This window comes from Microcoleus sp. Pol12B5 (assembly GCF_036701335.1).
Lineage (GTDB): Bacteria > Cyanobacteriota > Cyanobacteriia > Cyanobacteriales > Microcoleaceae > Microcoleus.
In genome coordinates this window covers 31,699-52,654 of sequence record NZ_JAUBQQ010000036.1, presented here as the reverse complement: position 1 = coordinate 52,654, position 20,956 = coordinate 31,699, and the positions used below count along the sequence as shown (strand labels likewise).

At 48.4% G+C, this 20,956-nt stretch carries 14 protein-coding genes and 1 pseudogene; 6 read left to right on the top strand and 9 right to left on the bottom strand.

Translation table 11 applies throughout. The features are described from left to right. Positions 1 to 22: 22 nt before the first annotated feature. Entirely contained in the window at positions 23 to 502 is a 480-nt protein-coding gene (locus tag QUA24_RS16485; RefSeq protein WP_333230783.1) for a hypothetical protein, read from the bottom strand. A gap of 26 nt (positions 503 to 528) precedes the next feature. Here QUA24_RS16485 and QUA24_RS16480 point away from each other — a divergent pair, with 26 nt between their 5' ends. Then, a complete protein-coding gene (locus QUA24_RS16480) occupies positions 529 to 1,002 on the top strand; it encodes a hypothetical protein (protein WP_333209665.1) in 474 nt (157 codons plus the stop codon). A 518-nt stretch (positions 1,003 to 1,520) separates the two neighbouring features. Here the strand turns inward: QUA24_RS16480 and QUA24_RS16475 are convergent. The 6 genes and pseudogenes from QUA24_RS16475 to QUA24_RS16455 all read right to left on the bottom strand — a co-directional run bounded on the left by QUA24_RS16475 (position 1,521) and on the right by QUA24_RS16455 (position 9,758). Then, positions 1,521 to 3,767 carry an Ig-like domain-containing protein gene (locus QUA24_RS16475; protein WP_333230782.1) on the bottom strand — a complete coding sequence of 749 codons (2,247 nt, stop codon included), beginning with the start codon at positions 3,765 to 3,767 and terminating at the stop codon, positions 1,521 to 1,523. Positions 3,768 to 3,843: 76 nt separating this feature from the next. Then, positions 3,844 to 5,028: a TIGR03032 family protein gene (locus tag QUA24_RS16470; protein WP_333230781.1), complete on the bottom strand. Its 1,185-nt coding sequence runs from the start codon at positions 5,026 to 5,028 to the stop codon at positions 3,844 to 3,846. 443 nt (positions 5,029 to 5,471) lie between these two features. Continuing rightward, positions 5,472 to 5,603: pseudogene (locus QUA24_RS27350) on the bottom strand (transposase); the annotation flags it as partial. 145 nt (positions 5,604 to 5,748) lie between these two features. After that, a complete protein-coding gene (locus QUA24_RS16465) occupies positions 5,749 to 6,819 on the bottom strand; it encodes an aromatic ring-hydroxylating dioxygenase subunit alpha (protein WP_333230780.1) in 1,071 nt (356 codons plus the stop codon). After that, positions 6,819 to 7,505: a methyltransferase domain-containing protein gene (locus QUA24_RS16460; RefSeq protein ID WP_333230779.1), complete on the bottom strand. Its 687-nt coding sequence runs from the start codon at positions 7,503 to 7,505 to the stop codon at positions 6,819 to 6,821. The genes QUA24_RS16465 and QUA24_RS16460 overlap by 1 nt, the downstream gene beginning before the upstream one ends. 300 nt (positions 7,506 to 7,805) lie before the next feature. Further along, positions 7,806 to 9,758: an FAD-dependent oxidoreductase gene (locus tag QUA24_RS16455; RefSeq protein ID WP_333230786.1), complete on the bottom strand. Its 1,953-nt coding sequence runs from the start codon at positions 9,756 to 9,758 to the stop codon at positions 7,806 to 7,808. A 910-nt stretch (positions 9,759 to 10,668) separates the two neighbouring features. On the opposite strand from QUA24_RS16455, the gene QUA24_RS16450 reads away from it, so the two are divergent. From QUA24_RS16450 to QUA24_RS16435, 4 genes are all read left to right on the top strand, one after another. Continuing rightward, complete coding sequence (locus QUA24_RS16450; RefSeq protein WP_333230778.1) at positions 10,669 to 12,198, top strand: CHAT domain-containing protein; 1,530 nt, start codon at positions 10,669 to 10,671, stop codon at positions 12,196 to 12,198. Positions 12,199 to 12,268: 70 nt separating this feature from the next. Next, on the top strand, positions 12,269 to 12,550 hold the full coding sequence (locus QUA24_RS16445) for a hypothetical protein (RefSeq protein ID WP_333153484.1): 282 nt from the start codon (positions 12,269 to 12,271) through the stop codon (positions 12,548 to 12,550). Between the two features lie 60 nt (positions 12,551 to 12,610). Next, the gene (locus tag QUA24_RS16440) at positions 12,611 to 12,844 is read left to right on the top strand and encodes a type II toxin-antitoxin system RelE/ParE family toxin (RefSeq protein WP_333230785.1); all 234 of its coding nucleotides are present in this window, start codon (positions 12,611 to 12,613) and stop codon (positions 12,842 to 12,844) included. A 174-nt stretch (positions 12,845 to 13,018) separates the two neighbouring features. Next, complete coding sequence (locus QUA24_RS16435) at positions 13,019 to 15,103, top strand: hypothetical protein (protein ID WP_333230777.1); 2,085 nt, start codon at positions 13,019 to 13,021, stop codon at positions 15,101 to 15,103. Positions 15,104 to 15,253: 150 nt separating this feature from the next. Here QUA24_RS16435 and QUA24_RS16430 read toward each other — a convergent pair whose 3' ends face one another. Together QUA24_RS16430 and QUA24_RS16425 are read right to left on the bottom strand one after the other, a co-directional pair. Then, positions 15,254 to 16,204 (bottom strand): hypothetical protein, encoded by a 951-nt coding sequence (locus tag QUA24_RS16430; RefSeq protein ID WP_333230776.1) that lies wholly within the window; start codon positions 16,202 to 16,204, stop codon positions 15,254 to 15,256. Between the two features lie 9 nt (positions 16,205 to 16,213). Further along, positions 16,214 to 17,824, bottom strand: a complete 1,611-nt coding sequence (locus tag QUA24_RS16425) for a glycosyltransferase family 39 protein (protein WP_333230775.1) — start codon at positions 17,822 to 17,824, stop codon at positions 16,214 to 16,216. 1,087 nt (positions 17,825 to 18,911) lie between these two features. Here QUA24_RS16425 and QUA24_RS16420 point away from each other — a divergent pair. After that, the gene (locus QUA24_RS16420; protein ID WP_333230774.1) at positions 18,912 to 20,948 is read left to right on the top strand and encodes an iron uptake porin; all 2,037 of its coding nucleotides are present in this window, start codon (positions 18,912 to 18,914) and stop codon (positions 20,946 to 20,948) included. Positions 20,949 to 20,956 lie beyond the last annotated feature (8 nt).

The following is a 20,956-nucleotide window of genomic DNA, read 5'->3' as shown; positions in this document are numbered from 1 at the left end:
ATGTGTGTTCTCTGTTTGACCCTCATGAATGAGTGTCAGTAACATCATACCTCATCTTTCTGAGAAAGGCTATAAATTCTAATGCTTCGAGCAATTCTACCAAACTATAGATTTCAGAACCCGCACTTTCAGCAAGCATCTTGTCGAGTTTTTCGTGATGCTGTTTTGCTGACTCCGAAAGAGCATTCATCCTCATCCGAGCCTCTATCACCTGTCGGATGGCATTTCTCAAAAGTGCTGGTTCAGGGTCTTTTTCTTCCCAGATAGCCCCGATAAAACCAGCAGCGTGTTCGGCATCTTTGAGAGATTCAATTAGGGACTCGTGGTAGCTATCGCTGGTAGGCATTTTCATTGAATTTCCGTGGTTGTACTTCCATAATTTTATCGCAGTCGATCGGCAATTTCTCTCGTAAGTGCGATCGACAGTCCATTCAACAAGCAAATCATACTTAAGATAGAGGTATTCCAGCGACAAAATAGTAAACCTTGTTTGAGGAAACAAAGTTTAAATCAAACAGGGCATTGTGAATGAATTTTAAATCGATCGCAAAAACCAATCTACTATTCGGCAGCCTGATAATTAGCCTCGGATTGCAATCACTTCCAGCCACAGCGCAAGCAGTCACCGACGCGCAAGTTTCCGCCCTCGTAGAAGCGCTGCGACAAGCCGCCCCGCCTCAAACTGCAAATGACGGAATGTACAGTCAGTGGCAAGTTTTACCCAATAATATTTCCCGCTGGGCAAAATTCTGTACCAAACAAGATTTAACACCGCAACAATTTGAGGCAGACGCGACAAAAGCCAAATCAATTGTTACCTGTATCGTGGGCGATTTGCTGCGCGACGAATACAAAGCTAGCAGCAACAATGAATTAACCGCTGTACGCCGCGCCGCTTGCTGGTGGATGACTGGGGAATCGGCAGCTTGCAAAAGTGGGGCAACTGCTACTTTTGCCGAGAAAGTTGTCAGCGTTTACCAGCAGCAGCGGCCTAAAAAGTAAAGTTTGTGCTGGCGGAATTTAGATTTTGTTGACCGCAGCCCCTAGGTTTTAGGGAATACCGGAACTCGGAGCAGTAAGTTAAATACGGGCGCAAATAACGGCTGACAAATTGCAGCATCGGTGCATTCTCAATCGTTATTTTGATGCACGGCTGATTGATTGAATAGAGTTGTCCTTTGATGCACTTTGGTTGTATTAGTGGACGTGTTTTGAGATTCTCTGCCCTCTTCTCAATGGCGCGATTGCCACTAGGTATATATCGATGAGAATCGATTGTTAAAAACGCTTGATTCCAGCGGCGATTCCGGTATTAGGTTTAAGGCAGCCTATCCGAGGAAAAGGCAAGCTCTGGGTTCGCCTGAGCTGCCTTGATTTCATCTCACTTTCACCTGGTTTGAGCTTTTCATGAGAGATGTTTTGCCTTGAATTGAGCGACTCTTTAGTCGAGACAAAAAGTAGCGCGGGGACGGGTCAGCCACAAGCACTGCTGACCCGTCGCACTCAGCCAGTGCGCGGTTCTAGATTGCGACGAAAGTCGAGGCAGTCAGAGTATTAGTATTCACCCCAGTCAGGACGGCTAAAACCTCACTACCCATAAGAATCTGATTCCCGGAGAACGACAGATTCCCAAACGTTAAACCCCCAGTCAGACCGATTTTGTCGGTACCCAACTTGAAGTCACTAATCGTATCGATGCCCTCGATGGCGGCAAACACGAAGATATCCTTGCCGTTGCCACCGGTCAAGGTGTCGGTACCCAGTCCACCCCTCAAGGTGTCATCGCCATGGTCACCATTGAGTAAGTCGTTGCCCGCACTCCCGACTAGGAAGTCAGTGCCATTGCCACCAATCAAGGTGTCGTTTCCGGCGTTACCGATGAGGCTGTCGTTACCGTTGCCGCCGTTGAGCGAGTCGTTCCCTGCTGTACCCGTGAGAGTGTCCTTGCCGCTGCCACCCATTTGAGTACCGCCGACGGCGACACTGACAGTAGCGCTGCTGGTGCCGCCCTTGCCATCGCTGATGCTGTAATTAAAACTGGCGTTACCCGTGAAGTTATTGCTGGGGGTGAAGATGACATTACCACCAGAGAAGGTAACGCTGCCATTGAAAGCATTACTGACCCCCGTCAGGCTGAGGATATCGCCATTGGCATCGGTGTCGTTGGCTAACAGAGTTGAAGCCGCAAGGGTGACGGCAGTATTTTGAGCCGTGGTAGCGCTGTCGGTGTTAGCCACGGGGGGTTGATTGGTGGGAGTCGTTCCCTGACCAAACACCACATAACTTTGCCCTGCAGCATCGATGCCGTTGGGGTCGGCACCGTTTGCCCCGATAATCAGGTCATCAAAGCCATCGCCGTTGACGTCCCCGGCGCTGCTGACCGACGAGCCTGATCCGTCATACGCTGCGATGCCGTTAATAGCAAAGCCGTTGCTGCCGTTGAGCGTTGACAGGTCCAGGCCCGCAGCAAAGCCACTGTTGCTGCCAAACACCACATAACTCTGCCCCGAATTGATGCCGTTGCCGTCGGCATATCTTGCCCCGATAATCAGGTCATCAAAGCCATCGCCGTTGACGTCCCCGGCGCTGCTGACCGACCAGCCTGAGAAGTCAACGGCCGCGATGCCGTTAATCGCAAAGCCTTTGCTGCCGTTGAGCGTTGACAGGTCCAGGTTCGCAGCAAAGCCACTGTTGCTGCCAAACACCACATAACTTTGCCCTGCAAAATTGATGCCGTTGCCGTCGGCATCTCTTGCCCCGATAATCAGGTCATCAAAGCCATCGCCGTTGATGTCCCCGGCGCTGCTGACCGACCAGCCTGATTGGTCAAACAGCCGGATGCCGTTAATAGCAAAGCCGTTGCTGCCGTTGAGATCGGACAGGTTGAGGCCCGCACCAAAGCCACTGTTGCTGCCAAACACTACATAACTTTGCCCTGCATTGGGGATGCCGTTGGGGGAGGCAAAGGCTGCCCCGATAATCAGGTCATCAAAGCCATCGCCGTTGACGTCCCCGGCGCTGCTGACCGACCAGCCTGATCCGTCATACGTCGCGATGCCGTTCATAGCAAAGCCGTTGCTGCCGTTGAGCTCGGACAGGTTGAGGCTGGCACTAAAGCTACTGTTGCTGCCAAACACTACATGACTTTGCCCTGCCTTGGTGATGCCGTTGGGGGTGGCATTTACTGCCCCGATAATCAGGTCATCAAAGCCATCGCCGTTGACGTCCCCGGCGCTGCTGACCGACCAGCCCGATCTGTCATACGTCGCGATTCCGTTAATAGCAAAGCCGTTGCTGCCGTTGAGATCGGACAGGTTGAGACCCGCACCAAAGCCACTGTTACTGCCAAACACCACATAACTTTGCCCTGCACCAGCGATGCCGTTGGGGTCGGCACCGTTTGCCCCGATAATCAGGTCATCAAAGCCATCGCCGTTGACGTCCCCGGCGCTGCTGACCAACCGACCTGAGTAGTCAGAGACCGCGATGCCGTTAATCGCAAAGCCGTTGCTGCCGTTGAGCGTGGACAGGTTGAGACCCGCACCAAAGCCACTGTTGCTGCCAAACACTACATAACTTTGCCCTGCAAGATTGATGCCGTTGCCGTCGGCACGGTATGCCCCGATAATTAGGTCATCAAAGCCATCGCCGTTGACGTCCCCGGCGCTGCTGACCGAGTAGCCTGATTGGTCAGAGACCGCGATGCCGTTAAGGGCAAAGCCGTTGCTGCCGTTGAGGTCTGAGAGGTTGAAGGTTGGTTCAAACATAGTGTTAGTTCTTCCTTGTTAGGTTAGTTGAAAGTTTTCAGATCCCGACTTCTGTTGAGAAGTCGGTTTTCTTGCTTTAGCCGATCGAGATCACGCGGCGAATTTCGTCAGTTTTCAACCCGATCGCCATCGGTTGCCGCACTCCGGGCAAGACTTGCACGTCGTATAATTCCTCTACAACTCCTTCAATGCGTAACGAGTGGACGATATCCCCACTTCTGAGGTCAATCACCAGCAGTCCACATCGGGCTTGGGCCTGTTTTGTCTGCAACTGCTCGTCCAAGGCCAAACCGGAAAACGTCTTGTTGTGCCTGGGTTTGGATATCCCCACCACGGCAAAATCACCGCAGAAACTCAAACCCCGCAGATATCCCGGACAAAAGGCTACCGCTTCAAATACTCCCCGTTCCAGGTCTAGATAACCAAATTCCCCACGACCTGAATTGAGCAACCACAGTTTATCCTTGTACCAACGGGGTGAGTGAGGCATCGATAAGCCTGTGGCGATCGCCTGATTGGTGCTAATATCCATCACGCAGCCGCCATCTTTACGTTTATCCCGCCAGCCATCCGCCACATCCGACTGACTCACTGTCGTGACGTAACGGGGTTGACCATCTCGCATCGCCAAACCATTGAGATGGCATCGGTCTTCTGCGGCTAATTTGGAAATAAACGGCGGTTTCCACAAGGGGACAAAGCTTTTCGTTTCGCTAATTGTGGCAAGGCAGCTAAATAGGGTATTGACGAAGACTACGCCCCCTAACTCCCCGTTATTAAGGGAGGGAACTTGTGGTTCAACTTGTTGGTCCCCCCGAAGCTTGGGGGGCTGGGGGGGTTCAACCAGCACTAGATCATGAATATCTAAATCTCCCGTGATATACCCCACTTGCGGTACATAAACGGCATCGTAGCCATCCGCTATTTGTCTGGGTTCTAGGGCATTTTCAAGCCGCCACAGTTGATACAGCGAACTCATATACAGGCTGCTGTTGTGGGCATACAATCCCATACACCGTTCAAATGTCCGTTCAAATACCGACAGTTGCCCGTTTTGTCGTAATCCAATTAAAAAGACCTTCCCCGCCTGATAGGTGGTGAAAACTAAACTGAGATTTTGTGAACCTAACCAGGAAGTGAACTGCCGAGAGGCGTTGATTTCAAAAGCGGGTGTGGCGGTTGTACCTACTGCTTGTGGGAAATTACTAGACGAAGGTGCGGTAGATGGTGGAGTGCGATCGCTATCTGGCATTAATGACATAGTTCAATCTCTATGTGTACGTGGTTCATGGAGTCACGTAATGAGGCGCCTAAATTAGCGCTCCTGTCTTCAGGAATGCTTTGGACTGACTCATTGAGTCCCCCGACCGTGACTTTGATTGCCTCTTGAATTCGGTCTTAAGCTCGATCGGTGCTTTCTTTCACAAGCCGAGGTGAGCTTGGGGCAGCCAGGGCGATACCCTCAAAACAAGTCGCCTATCAATTGATTAATTCCATCTTGTGATCTGCCAAAAATATTATTTATTGCCTCAGTATAAAAAATATACCTGATCGCACTCCAAGCTGTAAATGTATAAAACTTCATCTGTTTTTCACGAGTTCACCTGAACAAATTCACTGACTTCATAAAAGACTTGCTGCCCAATATCAGCTTTTTGCGATCGATAAAACCGTGTGGCGATGCTTTCCCACGAACCATAACGTTCACCGCAGGTATCGCCACGGGGCAACAGTTCTGAGTATCCTGAGAATGCTGTTCACCACTTGTCGGTGGTCGCGATCGGGTTTACCTGTTCGGGGTTTCAGTGGTGGAAGTAGCGGTTTTAACGAATCGCACTGTTCGTTGCTGAAGTCTCCAAGGGTTAATGAGCGTTAACAGCTTGCTCGCCTATTTTCTAGGATACAACGAGGCAAGAAAACACGCCCTAGCCTATGCAGGCTGGTTCATTCGTCCCGCCGCAGGTTTCAATCTGTGACTGAATTATCCATTTTCTGCCTGACTTCTTATCAACTTTTGCACGCTGGCTAAAGCTCGATTTAATTCGTAACTCTTTATTTCTGAATTCTGCAAAAAAGCCTGCTGTTCTTCTTCAATCATTAACACATCCTGCCGCACCAAACCATCTAATAACTTTTGAGCAGCACCGAAACAACGATTTTTGATAAACCTGCGAAACCAAATCGGCAATTTGTGCAGCCGCCAAAACCCATTTAATGAGGTAAAATGAATTAAATAAGCGCGAGTTTCTGTCTCGCTCACCGGACAAACCAAGCAGTAAATCTTAAAATCGCTCCCCAAAGTTGAAACCCAGTGCGGGTAAACATAACTCACCTCCAGCGGTTCCGGGTGCAGTCGGCGCAGAGATTTAAAAAATAACTGAGAAATAGACCAAATTTTATCTATTTTGTAATAACTTTGTGCCTGATAGCGAGCAGTTACTTGATGCTCGTTTTCTTCTAAAGTATCTAACACTGGATTTGCCCAAGCTTGCCAATCATCGTGCAAGTGTCCGTGGTACATATCCATCAAGTTTTCAATTAAAAATGAATAGTGTGCCTGACAGTCGATGGCTGAAACTGTGGCAATATAATTGAGATGTTCCCACTCGGGCAAATCCAGTAAATCTATTTTTTCGGCTTGCATTTCTTCGCCGGGAAACAGCCAGATAAAACCGTTTTTTTCCTGCACTGGATAGGAGCGAATTTTGCAGTTAGGTAGCTTTTGATTTTCTGCTAAATAATCGACTTCGGCACATTCTCCCCTTGCATTTAACCGCCATCCGTGGTAAGCACACTCGATTAAATTGCCTTTAATTTTGCCATGGCTGAGTTTAACTTGTCGGTGCGGACATCTATCTTCTAAAGCGTTGATTTTGCCAGAACTGTCGCGGAAAAGTACGATCGCCCGATTCCAAATTTTCGCAGCTAGCGGCCCAGTTTGCACCTCGCTGCTGCGGGCGATCGCATACCAGCGATCGAGATTAATGCCCAACTCGCGGATATGAGTTTTTTGTCCCCTTACAGAACCCGATTTTATCACGTTGTTTTGCATTACAGATGTTCCCAGATTACGCCCATAAAACAACCCAATTTTACAAAATAACAGCCCGGAAAGCAACGACCGTAAATTTTTCTAAATCTCCGTTCTGACAAATATCTATCGCTAGCTAAATGCTTCAACCATCCAGGCGACAATCGAAATTTTAATAATCTTAAAGCATTGCGAAATCCGTAGTTGGAACAGTCGGGTCTAAAATCTCTGGCAGCACCTAATATGTAGCCTATTGTACCAGGTGTTTCCACTTCCGAAATTTTATCTAAAAAGACGATTTTTCCGTGCGGATTTAACATTTTTTTAATTGCATCGAGGGCGACTGGGAGGTTGGGCAGGTGGTGAAAAGTTGCAGAACTAACTATTAAATCAAATTGGCGATCTAGCGCTAATTGACTGGCATCCATTTGGATGTATTCGATATTGGGAGCGGAACGTTTTTGACTGGCGATTGCCAGCATCTTTGCTGACAAATCGACGGCGACAACATTATCGTAATACTGGGCTAATTCAAAAGCAAGAATTCCAGAACCGCAGCCAATATCTAATGCTGCACCTTTGCTGGTCGATAGGTTGTTAGTAAAGAAATCGTTCTGGTTTTGCAAGGTGGCGGCGAAATCGTATTCTGTTGCAAAAGCATCAAACATTACAGATTTTTTACCAATTTTGCAGTTACTATTCAGCATCTATTATTGCTTTATACTCATTCAATAATATTTTAACCGCATATCCACCCCGCTCAACGCAGATATTTTTTTTGTTCGCAAGCTCTGCCTTTTCCCCTCAGCTAAACCACACCCACAAACCGTAACTCATCTTAGAAAAAGAATGCAACTTTAGGAAACCTCTAAACCCTTAGATAATCAGTCATTCCCATTTTTTCAAATCTAAAATCTAAAATCTAAAATCGTATGACAGGGGGCGGATTTCACCGAGAATACCAGCCGATAATTGACGATTGACAAAACCCGCCCCCACTGCCAAGCTTAGATTTTTAACACGCCTTCGGGATTCACCGTCAAGAGCGATCGCCTCTGCAAACCCTCTTGATATAAAATAGCATTAGCGGCCAACAAACCGCTACTCACTGCTCTTTCCATTAAACCGCAAGGAAACGGCATTTTCACCCAATCTCCCGCAAACAAAAGATTAGGTACAGCGCAGCAAGTCTCCGGGCGTTCCGCATAACTACCGGGCGGATATCCAGAGAAATTCTTTTGATTTACCAATTCCCGGTGCAGCATATTTGCCTCTTTTAATTCCGGTACAATTTCGTACAATTCTTGCTCAAAAGTCGCCAGCAAAACTTCCTGATTCGGAAATTCCTTCTCCTTGTAACAATAAGCGTGTAATTCCACTACACTACCACCAGTTTTCTGATTCCACTCGATGAACTGATCCTGAATTCGGTGGTAAAGCGTAATGCTGTCAGTCAGTTTGTAGCCGGAAAGCGAACTGAAATTGCTGTGTTCCCACGGAAATTCGCGATCGAACCAAAAACGGCCCACCGCAAACGGATCTGCTATTTTTAAGCTCTCTATCCGGCTCTGCACCTGCGGATTTACCTCACCGCTGGCCAAACTAAACAAATGCTGCATCCCCGGAACATCGGCCGCAAAAACATAGTAATCAGCCTTCAATGTTTCCGCCAAATTTTGCGGCTGCGATTGCTTAACTACTGCTACTAACTGTATTTCATCTGCTTTTTCATCGACTACCTTAAATCGAGGCAAATCCCGCTGAGCAGGCCCACTGACAACTCGTCCTTCGGCATCAAAAACGGCCCCGTGACAAGGACAGTGAAATTGACCGTCGTTTTGTTTCTGAACTGTGCAGCCTTGGTGAGTGCAGCTCAGAGAAATTGCCTCTTTCCCCGACGGTGCGGCGGCAAATACGCTGTCCCCAGCGCCGAAATATTTGGTAGAGTTGCTGTCAGTTAATAGCGCGTTTCGCTTCACCCAAAAAGGTATTTTACTTTGCACGTCTCCAGACTGGTAACTCAGAGAATCAATCTTGCCGTTTTCCCAGCGAATCTCACTGACTGCGACATCTGTCAATACTTTGCCACCTTTGCTTTCAATGGCTTTGGCAATAGGCTGCACCAAACTCGTGCCCATATCTTGCCGCGTGCCGTTGAAGGCTAAACCCTCTGGATTCCCGAAAAAGTAAAAGTGGAAAAATTGCATTAATTCTCCCGCGCTCAATTCGTCGGGATCGTTGAGGCTGGATTTGGCAAAAGGCAGAAAATATAAGTCATAAAGTCCGCGCGGGAATTCACCTTTTACCCAGTCGGCAACGGATATATTGTCGAGGCGAGCGAAAGTTTTTTGAGTTTGAAAACCGCCTATTTCTCGAAAGACTTCCCAGTGAGCAGGTTTTGTCAGATTGATTCCCCACTTGAGCCGGTTGGGAGAAGATATCCCCAAATCAACTATATTCCAGGGAAAAGCTGAATGGTTGGGACGGAAAACTTCGGGTTTGTATTTGCCGTCTCGAAACACAACGGCGTAGGATTCTAAAGATACAAAATTATCGGTAATTTCTAGTTCTTCTACCACACTTTTGAGGTTGTAGTATTGCGGAAAAAAACCGTGGAAACCGTGTTCCATCATAAAAGTTTCGTTCCCGACTTGTATCTGCCAACTAGCAATTTTGCCGCCGAGTTGGGGCGATTTGTCGAGCAATGTTACGGCGAAACCCCGCTGGGAGAGCTCGTAAGCACAGGCGAGCCCGGCCAAGCCTGCCCCTACAACTGCAACGGTTTTGCGCTGATTCAGCATTCGCGGCAAGTCAAGAGAATCTTGCACAAAAACGGTGGGCTCTGGCTTGGAAAATCGAGAATAGCCCAGCAGCCCGCCGGCGGCACCGACTCCGAGGAATTTGAGGGCGGTTCTTCGAGAAAATGGTTGGGATAGCGGTGAATTGGTTGATTGACTCATCAGCGGTACGCGGTAACGGGCTTTAAACACAAATACGCCATAAGGCATATATCATAGACCGAAATCAGGATATGTGAAGAAATACTAAGACACATCCCCCAATTGGATCGCGATCGCACTTGGCGCGGTGCGATCGCACACAATGTATAGTGGAAGCAAAAAGGCTTCAGTTATCTAGGAGAGAAGCAAGAATCAACAAGGAAAAAGCGATCGACCGCATAGCGTAAAATCCTCTAAATAATTAAGTGTTTTTATTGATGTTGCTCAACTATTAGCATCCGCCGCCCATGATGTTAAAAAACTAGGAGATTTTCAGGCTAAATCTTAGGCCAAAAGCAGTTTCGGCGAAGTGTACGAAATAACGGGGCCGATATCCAAGGCAAAACAATTAACCAGTCGAACTTTAAGTAAGTTTGCCCGAAAAGACTTAACTCTTTTAAAGTAAGTAAATACAGAGAATATATCTACTGAGGTAACTAAATAGATCGGCGCTCGATTCAGGGGATTTTTCACTTAATACCAAGACCAAGCCCGATTCAACTTGTGAAGTGCAGAGGTGCCGCAAAAAGTCAAAGACGGCCCTAGAGGTAATGCCGGTTAAACTCAGATTTTGCATCATTTTTAAGAACGGCCAAGATGCCCGTTCCACAAGAGATAAATTTTTTGTGGAACAGGCCGGACAGCCTGTTCATAAAAAGATTATTGAGAATGGTGCAACATCTCGGTTAAATGCACCTGGCTGTTATGTAGAAAATAGGACTTACGTGAAGAAATCCGGTTTTTAAGTAAGTCCTGTTTATGCAAAACTTCTGCATAATTTACAAAATTTTACATAAATCGCGAATTTCTTGGTGCGGGGACTTTGTTGGTGCTGGTGTCCACACCCTAGGGCAGAGATTCGCGGTTGGCTTTGAATGCTATAATCGTGCCGCGATCGCCAGCACAGTCAAAATTCCCACCTACATCCAAACTTTTGCCAACTGCTGCCGCCAACGGCGCCCTTAACCGCCCCAAAATCATGCACTACCAATCCCAGCAGCAACGCCAAAAACACACTACTCAGAAAAAAATTAAAATAGCTATTTTTTACTGTTTGACAGCAATATTTTTCTGCTGGAGTACCGCGAACCTCGCTACAATTGCCCAAAACACAGGCCAGGGCGGGCTTAACGGGCAAGAAATGAGAAATTTGCTCGATCGGGGAAACCTCACCGAAGCCGTAACCAGAATCGAAGAAAACTGGGCAGAAGACTATCAAAAATACTTTGAACAAGACTTTGCAGCCCGTGCTAAAACCGCCGAAGCAATATCAAAAACTCTCTCCCGCCTAGCAGTTCAAACAAAGAAAAAACCAGCTTTAATTTACGCTATCCCGCGCACAGACCAACTAGAATTAATCTTAATATTGCCCGATCGCCCCCCCATTCTTCGCAGCGTCCCGTCAGCCAAACAACAGACACTGCTGTCAGTCGTCAAAGAATTCAGCAGCGAAATCACCAACCCCGTAAAACTCAACACCACTAGCTATCTAGAACCAGCCCAACAACTTTACAAATGGATAATTGCACCCTTAGAAACAGATTTGCAAACAACAAAAATTGAAACCTTGCTGTTCTGCGTCGGCCAAGGTTTGCGAACCGTACCGCTAGCAGCAATGCACGACGGAAAGCAATTTTTGATCCAAAAATACAGCCTCGCCCGCATCCCCGCGTTCAAACTCACAGACAGCAATTACACCGACCTCAGAAACGTGCAAGTCCTAGGAATGGGAGCATCAGATTTCCCAGAAACGGCGAAAAAAGAACCGCTGCCAGCAGTTCCATTAGAACTAGGCGCGATCGCCCAACAGTGGCCCGGTCAATCCTTTCTCAACCAAGACTTCACCCTAGTAAACTTGCAATCCCAGCGACTGCAACAAAAATACGGCATCATCCACCTTGCCACCCACGCAGAATTCCGACCCGGAACCCCAAATAACTCCTACATTCAATTTTGGGACACCCAACTGGACCTCGATCAAATGAGAGATTTAAAATGGAACAATCCGCCCCTTGAACTATTAGTATTAAGCGCCTGTAGAACCGCCTTGGGAGACAAAGAAGCAGAACTCGGATTTGCAGGTTTAGCGCTGCAATCAGGAGCCAAATCAGCCCTCGCCAGCCTGTGGTACGTCAGCGATGCGGGGACTCTCGCCCTGATGACAGAGTTTTACCAGCAGTTAAAAATCCGCAGGCCAAACGACCCTCCAATCATTAAAGCTGAAGCTCTCAGGCAAGCACAAATTGCCGCGATCGAAGGCAAAGTGACGATCGAAGGCGGTCAACTGCGAAGTGCCCGAGGCGACATTCCCTTGCCCCCGTCCATCCCCAAACTCGACAGCAAAGATTTATCCCATCCGTATTATTGGGCAGCTTTTAGCATGATCGGCAGTCCTTGGTGAATTCTGATTGAAAATGGCTAAGTTAAAATAACGTTATCCCTCCTCTAATGCAACCATTCTCCGATCGCATATGACCGAAGCCGCCACGATCAACACTCAACTCATCGATACCCTCACCCAAATTATCCTCGCCCTCACCGAGGAAGAGCGCCACATCCTCATCCATAAACTTCTAACTCCAAATCAAACTTCAGACACTACAAAGGCCGATCGAGAAACTCTTAAGCAGGAAATAGCGATCGGTGTAGAACAGCTTCAGACAGGACAATATACAGAGTACGATGACAATTCTCTGCCGAATCTTCTCCTCACTATCAAACAACGCGGACAACAACGCCTACAACAGGAGTAAGTGCCCGTGAATCGCTATCGCCTTTCCCAGCAAGCGGAAAAAGATTTAGAAGATATATAAATTTATCTGGCACAGCAGGACGAACTTGGCGCCGATCTCCAAATGGTGCGATTGCTAGATCGCTTTTCCATGCTTGCCCAATTTCCGAATATGGGGCGAGGGCGAAATGAACTCCTCACAGGATTGAGAAGTTTTCCCGTCAAACCTTATATTATTTTCTACATAATTCTCCCAGAGAGAGTCGAGATTGTGAGAGTCCTGCATCAATCGCGGGATATAGAAGGACAATTTTAGCGATCGAGCCAAATGCCGACTTCTCGATGCCTATCTATCATTCTGAACGTAACTCTTGACCGATCGAGGTGATAAACTGTACAACATATAGTAATTAAATGCCTGTAGCTGCCAAAAAACCACCTACCGCAAACCTTTCAGCAACATAGCGGGGGTCTTCAAGGGGAAAGAAAGATGAAAAAATTAGAATTTTTGCTACAGAAAGAAGGCGATCGCGCCTGGTTGCCCCTAGAAACCTCCGACGTGGAAATTCTAGAAGGTAAATACCGTGTCGTTGCTCGCATTCAGCACCCCAACACCGACATCGAAATTCGCGTTACCCATACCTCCTTCGACCCAGGGGCGCAGCGGAAAGTCCAAAGCCGATCGGCCCGCACCAACCCCGAAGGGTTAGTCGTGATCATTCCCTACACCAGGCTCAAACCCGGACTGTGGGAACTCTCCTGCTTGCCAGATCCCAAATCAACACCATTAAAACCTTGGCAGTACGGCGTTCAGTTGGAAGTATTGCCCGCAGAATCGGAAACCTCCGAACCCCTACCGCCGATCGACCAAACCGAACCGGCAACTTCCCCCGCAGCACCACAAATCGCAGCACCGGTCGATCGCCCCGCCCCACAAATTGCAGCACCGATCGATCGCGCAGCCCCACAAATCCCAGCAGCCGATTCAGCACCGCAGCAGACCAAAATCTACCAATTCCCCATTCCCCAAACCCCCGAACCCAAACCGGGCGTCAAACTCGAACTCGTCCTCGATCGAGAAACCTTCGTCACCCAACTCGGTCGCCCCTTAATCATTTCCGGCAAAATCGACATTCCGCAACCCCCCCAAAAAACCCGAAAAACAGCAACTCTCATCCCCGAATCCGAAGCACTAGAACTCAAACAACTCATCGGTTCAGCACAACTGCAAATTTACCTGCGCGACCCCCAAACCTCAAAAATTCTGGCCCAAATCCAGCAGCCGATGCCAGAACAAGTTCCCCCCTGCATCTTTGCCTGCGTCACCTACATCCCAGCCGAGTGCAAAAGCCGCCTAATATTAGGAGAAGCAATTCTCAGCAGCGGCGGCGTCACCCTAGCCACCAAACTATTCACAATTACAGCCCGTTTAGAGCATCTTCTACAGGAAATTAAAGACAATTTCATCGAAGAAAAGCATCAAGCGGAACTCTCCCCAACAGCCTCAAAACAGCCGGGAAGCGCCAAAAATCTATCCTTCCTCAAGCTAGTAGAAAAATCCTTAGACCCTCCCTCCCCCGCCGAAGCCCCAAGCAAGGAAGCCCTACCGCCTCTACTGGCTTCACGTCACACCCCAAGTGCAGGCGGTCTAGAATTGCCCGCATTCGGTAACAAACTGCCCGACAGCAGCCGATCGCAATTGCTTTCGGAAATCTCCAATTCGCCTCGAACTACCGAAGAGTCGATCGACCCACAAACCAAACCCTCAGACATCCCAAATCCCACTCAAACAGCCGAAATCGGAGCGATAGACAAAAAAACCGAAAACATCCCCCAACCAGAAACAACAGCCCCAGAAACCCCGCCAGCACCCACAAAACAGGCATTTCAAACCTTAAACGTCGAAAGTCGATTTTGGTCGCGACTGAGTTCCCTAGCTAGCAACGGCGAATCCTCCGACTGGCTGAAAGCAACCACCCTGTCACCAACTCCAACAGCCGCCGCAAATAGCAGCGACGAATTTGCCGTTGTGGAAGAAAGTAGCCCAACCCAGCAGCAACCCGAAACCAGCGAAACAATTTCCGATCCCCAATCCACTAGCCCGGAAGCCAGAGAATTTGTGGTTTTTGACGAGCCCCCGCAACCAAAACAAGTTCCTCAAAAAACCGCAACTGTCGTAGCAGAAGTAAATCCCCCAACTCCCTACGTTTTGCCAGAAGATGAGTTAGTACCGATGCCGGTTTTGGAATTGCCGCGCGCCGAAATCATCGCGGGCCAGGCTGTAAAAGTGCAAGTGCAACTGCCGGAATTAATGCCCCGGATTTATGTAAAAGTTTGGGTGTACGATCGACAAACCTACCTGATTCTCGACGGGCCCCGCTGGATTACCGAATTTAAAGCTAACGGGTTGGGGAACGTGCGAGCAAGTATCGAGTTAGAGATTCCCTACGGCTGCATGGAAGTCGAATTTGAGGCGATCGCCGTCGAAATGCAAACTCAGCGGGAAAGCCACAAAATAAGCGTTCACCGCCAAGTTTTACCCCCATCCGGCCCAACTTTACCCCTCGAAGGGTAAGCCGAAATCCGCGTGCATCCCCGTTCATCCGCTGACATCTGCGGTTAAAAAAATCTACTTAGGAATGAAAAATCACTAACTTGCACAATTAAACCTCAGAAGCCTTGATACAAGGTAAACTATTGCTCTATTAGTCACGTTATTAATTTTTCATTCCTTACTTCCCGCCAACTGGCGAAACTTCTTCTTCAACTTATTCTTATACACGTAGATCGATCGCTGCAAATCTTCAACTTGCAGCGACATCTCAGCAGCCAAACCCGTGCGGTTCCAAACGTCCTCCTGGCACTTGCGGCGGCAAAAATTCATCGGTTCCGAGTAAACTTTCCCACTAGATAAACTTGGCTTCGGCCCGCACCAGTGGATCACAGTCGCCTGAGTGCGATCGCCCGCAGGCCCGCTTGCATCCACCGGAAACTGCTTTCTCAGCAAATCCTGGTCAAAATCCGGCACCAACAACTGCATATCCACATTCTGCACCCGCAGTTTGCCTTCTTGAGCGGCGCGGAAGACCATCAGGTTAAAAAAGCCCATGTCTCCATACTTAAATATGTCTGGATGTTCATCATTAAAATCCAGAATCTTTCTATACTCCTCTAAGCTGAAAACACCTCGTTTCCCAAAGAATGTGCCTGGACAGACATAGCGAGAGCGATAGTCTTGCCAACGAAAATCTGGAAAATACTTTTCGACTCCCGGAATGTCAAAGAAAAATTCCGTGATATCCGCATCCGAGTAATCGTAACAAGGCTGGTCAATAATAAAGTCGAAGTCTTCAAAATTAGCCAATTTGAGGACATCTCCCCACACAATTGTATCTGCATCCATCAGGAGAAAATTTTGCCAAGGACTTTCCCAAAAGGGAATCATATGACTTTTTCCCCAACCAAAGCTTCTTTTTCTCAGAAGTGGCTCAGAGACGGTATCGTGATTAATGACGCGCACTCCGTAAACTTTTTCTAGGGGACTCACGGAAAACGTACCGTCAATCAACAGGCAGATGGGAACATCTCCCAGGAAATATCGGATGCTAGCACAGCAACCCTTTGCTAACAAATAATCTTGGTCGCAGCAAGCAATAATAACACCAAAATCTTCCATAAACCCTCACTATTTTACTAACTTGCCTAGCCACAGCGTTTCGTTTTTTTGTTCTGAAAGCAGCTCGATTTTCAAGTTTTGCATTTTAGCCAGCTTAGCACTAAACTTCTGCGATCGCCCGTAGACAAAAACATCACTAAAACCGCTAGGAATATTGGGTATAGTTGGTCTGTCAAACAACTGAGCTCGACGGCGCGCTTTCGGGTCAAGCAACACCAATTGCAGCCGCACTTTCGGTTCTAACAAATGACTCATTGACAGTATATTTCCGAGACTGACTTCCGAAATATCACTGACAACCAGGGGCTTTGGGGCACGATCGATCCTGCGAGCAATTTCGGGATTTTCCCGGCCCCATTCCTTAGTCCACCAAGTCTCGGCTTGAGAACTAACGGCATTCGACAGCACCCCGCCCGTTAACAGTACAACTGTCAAAACTTTCCACATTTGCCGTTTCCAGCTTGGCACGCCCAGCGCGGTAATTTTAGTCGCTAACAGGTAAGCCACAGCGATTTGCATCCCCAAATAAGTCGGAAAGAGGTAGCGAGCTTTAGTCGATCGGATTCCTCCCAATATAACATCCGGCAGCACGAGTGCCAGTGCTGTCACCGCCATCACCGTCACCACAAACAGCCAAACCTGTTTCTTCGTCTCTGAACACAGAAAATAAACTGCATACCCTACGATTGTCAATAAAATTAAAGTCGCTGCCACTAAACCAATAAGATCTACGGATATCGCATTAGAAGTTAGCCCGACATCAAAAAAAATGCGACCGATATTTCCGGCCCAATTCTTAACTACTGATAGCCTCTGAATTTTTAGATGAGCCCAACTTGTTGCCCCGGATGCTGCACTTTTATTTGCCAGTAAAATTACCATCCAAGGCAGCAATGCTAGCAACGACACAGCCATTGCGATCAAGTAACTCACTAGCTTTTTGTTCGACCTAAAACCGTAAGTTCCTACGATATAAATTCCGTGTCCTAACGCAACTAACAGACCAAATAAATGAGTGTAAACTCCCATAATATTGGCTAGCGCGTAAATGCTCCAACTCAGCTTGTTTTGCAGCCGCAGTGCTCGCAGCAGAGACGCACAAGAAAGCAAAATCAGCGCCGACCACAAACTGTAGGGACGTGCTTCTTGAGCGTAAAGCACGTGCAAGGGAGAGACTGCTAGCAATCCCACAGCTATCCACGCCACTTCCGGCGGTGCAAACAATTCTCGGCACAGCCAGTACAGGCCAGGAAACGCTAACAAACTCATCCAAACTGAGAAACTTCTCGTCGCTGCGGGAGAATCACCTAATAGTTGTGCCCAACACTTGACTACCAGAAAATATAGTGGAGGCAGTTGAGGTTCTTCTATTGCCAAACTTTTAACAGTATCGCCAAAATTTTTTGTCGCATTGGGGCGCTGATATTTTATCAAATCTTTTGCCCCTACTAACTGACCGCTGCTTATTTCATGAAGCACTTCTGTTTGCGTGTATCCAGAAATCCGCAGGGAAGTAAATGCTTCATCGTACCAATAATATTTTTTGTCGATGTTGACGAAGCGAAAGAACACTCCTAATAGCAATAATACTACTACTAAAAACCGTACTTTACTTTTCATTACCGTCATACATGGTGTAAAAAAAGATATATGGTACGCCTCAATGTAACATAGCATATAAAGAGCAAGTGCATTGCCCAATCTACAGGTTGTTCGATCGCCCTCCCATAATTTGCAGCATTTACTTGTATTCTTAGCACATTAAAACCGTCTTGGATGCACTCCTTACTCTCATAAACTCGGTTTTTTAACTTTGATCGCCTAAAAGCAAGTATTTGCGTTCCTAAAACCCGGTTGATGCGTCCAGTAGGGCCGGAGAATCAATGGATACTTTGGCAGTCGCATAAATCACAGAGAAAATGTGCTTTGAGATCCCGAGGCTGTGCCAAAAAAATAACTGGTTGTCAAACGCAAGACAGCAAGGCCACAAAACTATAATTTCAGCTAACAGAGATTCAGTCGGCTGCTGCTGCCAGACCGCAAAAAAATTGTGTTAAAGTAGCGGGAAATTGAATCCGCCGACGACCCGTCTCAAAAATGGCGATCGCCCTGGCAAGTCCCGACGGCAGCGGGCATCAAAAAACCAAAATTAGTCAAGCCTGAACTTTGGTTTGGATCGGGTAAATCTACCAGCCTTTAGCTCTCAGTTCCCCACTCATGGCGGGAAAATAGCCCCTGCCGGGTCGCGAGGTTTAAAGTTAGGTTAAAAACCTTGACATCATAGGATATAAAGCTGTATAAGGGATGCGACAAGCAGCCACAATCCTACCTATAACTGTCTGTTAAGTCTGGCGTAACGCAGGACTCTGGGCAGTTGTCAGTTAGAGGCAGATTGTGGTCGAACCCGTAGAACCAGTTGTCGATCGCCCGCAAAGCAACTCAAGCAAGTCTGGCGATCGAGAGATGAAATTAGCACGTGATGGTATAATCAACTGTAATGTAATGTGGGCTTGACCTGAATTGATGCCGGGGCGGTATAAGGGGTGGGCCCCCTACGTTCAAGCAGAAGTAGACACGCCTACTGTGAATCAACAGTTATGGATAGGTTCTATTTTGGCAATTATTGTCAACAGGCAAGCAACCACAAAAAATAGCAGTTGGGAATTGCTGCTCGTCGAGTTGAATAGAGTGTGAAGGTGTGAGGAAAATGAACAGAACTTTTTGGAATTTACTGCTAGTATCCCCGGCAATTCTGGGGCTATCATCAGTCATGAGTGCCACTGCGATCGCCGCAGAAGCGACCGCAACCCCTGAAGCCAACCAACTAGCTACAGCTCAGTCATCTGAGTCAAAAATTGCAGAAATAGTTGCAGAAATAGTTGCAGAACCAGTTGCAGCAGCCCCTGCTGCCCCAGAAAACCTGGCTTTAAACAGCAGCGTCGAAGCGGCCAAAACCCCGGTCGTTAACGAAGCAGACGCTGAAAAAATCGCCTCAATCGAACCAGAAACCAGCGCAGCAGCACTGCAAACACCAGGGAGCGACATCGGATTAGCAGCCCCAATCGCTCCGGCCAGCGCAGCAGCGACTGAACCCCTAGCAGCGGCTGGCGCAGCCGAATCCTCGCCCCAAGCATCAGACTTGGCAGAGCAAATCAGCCAGACAGAAACCCCTGGGAAAATTGAAGTGCCAGCAGTCGCCAGCACCCCAGCTACTAAGGTAGAAATTGCTCAGACACCAGCCGCCGGAATGGGGGGCCCCATCGTCCCTGTTGCTCCCCAAGCGCTGCCGGCTCAACCGTCGGGAACCATGTCCCAGGTGACATCAGTCACTCAGCTCTCCGACGTGCGCCCGACAGATTGGGCATTCCAAGCCCTGCAATCCCTAGTCGAACGCTACAGTTGTATCGTAGGTTATCCCGACGGCACCTACCGCGGCAACCGCGCCCTGACTCGCTACGAATTTGCAGCCGGCGTCAACGCTTGCTTAGACAGCATAACCCAACTAATTGGGTCAACAGGTAACTTGGTGACCCGAGACGACTTAGCCATCTTGCAACGCCTGCAAGAAGAATTTGCAGCCGAACTCGCTACCCTGCGCGGACGAGTAGACGGCTTAGAAGCTCGCACCGCAGAACTCGAAGCCAACCAGTTCTCCACCACCACCAAATTGGCTGGAGAAGCCATTTTTGCCGTCAGCGACACCTTCGTCGGAGATGGTACTAACCTTGAGGACGACGAAACTGTCACCAACTTCGGCTACCGGGTGCGGTTGAACTTTAACACCAGCTTCACCGGTCGAGACTTGCTCAGAACCCGCTTGCAAGCAGTCAACACCGCCCGCTACGATAGAGCCACGGCTACCGGTACCAACATGGCTCGCTTGGCCTTTGACGGCGATGATGGCAGCCAATTCACACTAGACGAACTGTACTATCGGTTCCCAGTCGGTCGCGCTACAGTCTTTGTCGGTCCTAAAGGACTTGACCTAGATGAAATTGCAGACCAGGCTTCTACCTTTGGTAACTCTACGAGTAATGGTTCACTTTCTAGATTTGGAGTACGCAACCCGGCAGTATTCCGCGGCCCGCAGGGAGCAGGCGCAAGTGTGAGTTTCAACTTGGGCAGCCTCCGAGCTACCGCAGGCTATCTGGCGGGCGACGGCGATGCTCCCAACCCAGCAGACGGCAGGGGTGTTTTCGATGGTTCTTTCAGCGCTCTGGGTCAGATCGGCTTTTTTAGCAGACCGTTCGACTTGGGCTTGACTTACACCCGGAAATACAATCGGGCAGGCGATGTTAGCCTCATGGGCGGCGTCGGCAGTTCTTTGGCTAACCGGCCCTTCGATCAATCACCCACCGCATCAGATAACTATGGGGTGCAAGTTAATTTCAAACCCAGCAGTCGCTTTCAGATTGGCGGTTGGTACGGTTATACGAAGGCTGAACAACTGCGGGGTGGCAACAATGACGCTACCATCCAGAATGGTGCTATCACTGTGGCCCTGGGAGATTTTGCCCGACAAGGCAACGTCCTCGGTTTTGTTTTCGGTGTACCGCCAAAAGTTACTGAGAGTGATGTCGCCAGAAATCGCAACACCTCTTATCACTTAGAGGGTTTCTATCGCTTCCAAGTCAATGACTTTATCTCAGTGACACCGGGGGTTTACGTGATTCTGAATCCCGAACACAACAACAACAACGACGATATCTGGGTCGGACTCCTCCGTACTACCTTTAGTTTCTAAGGTTCCCA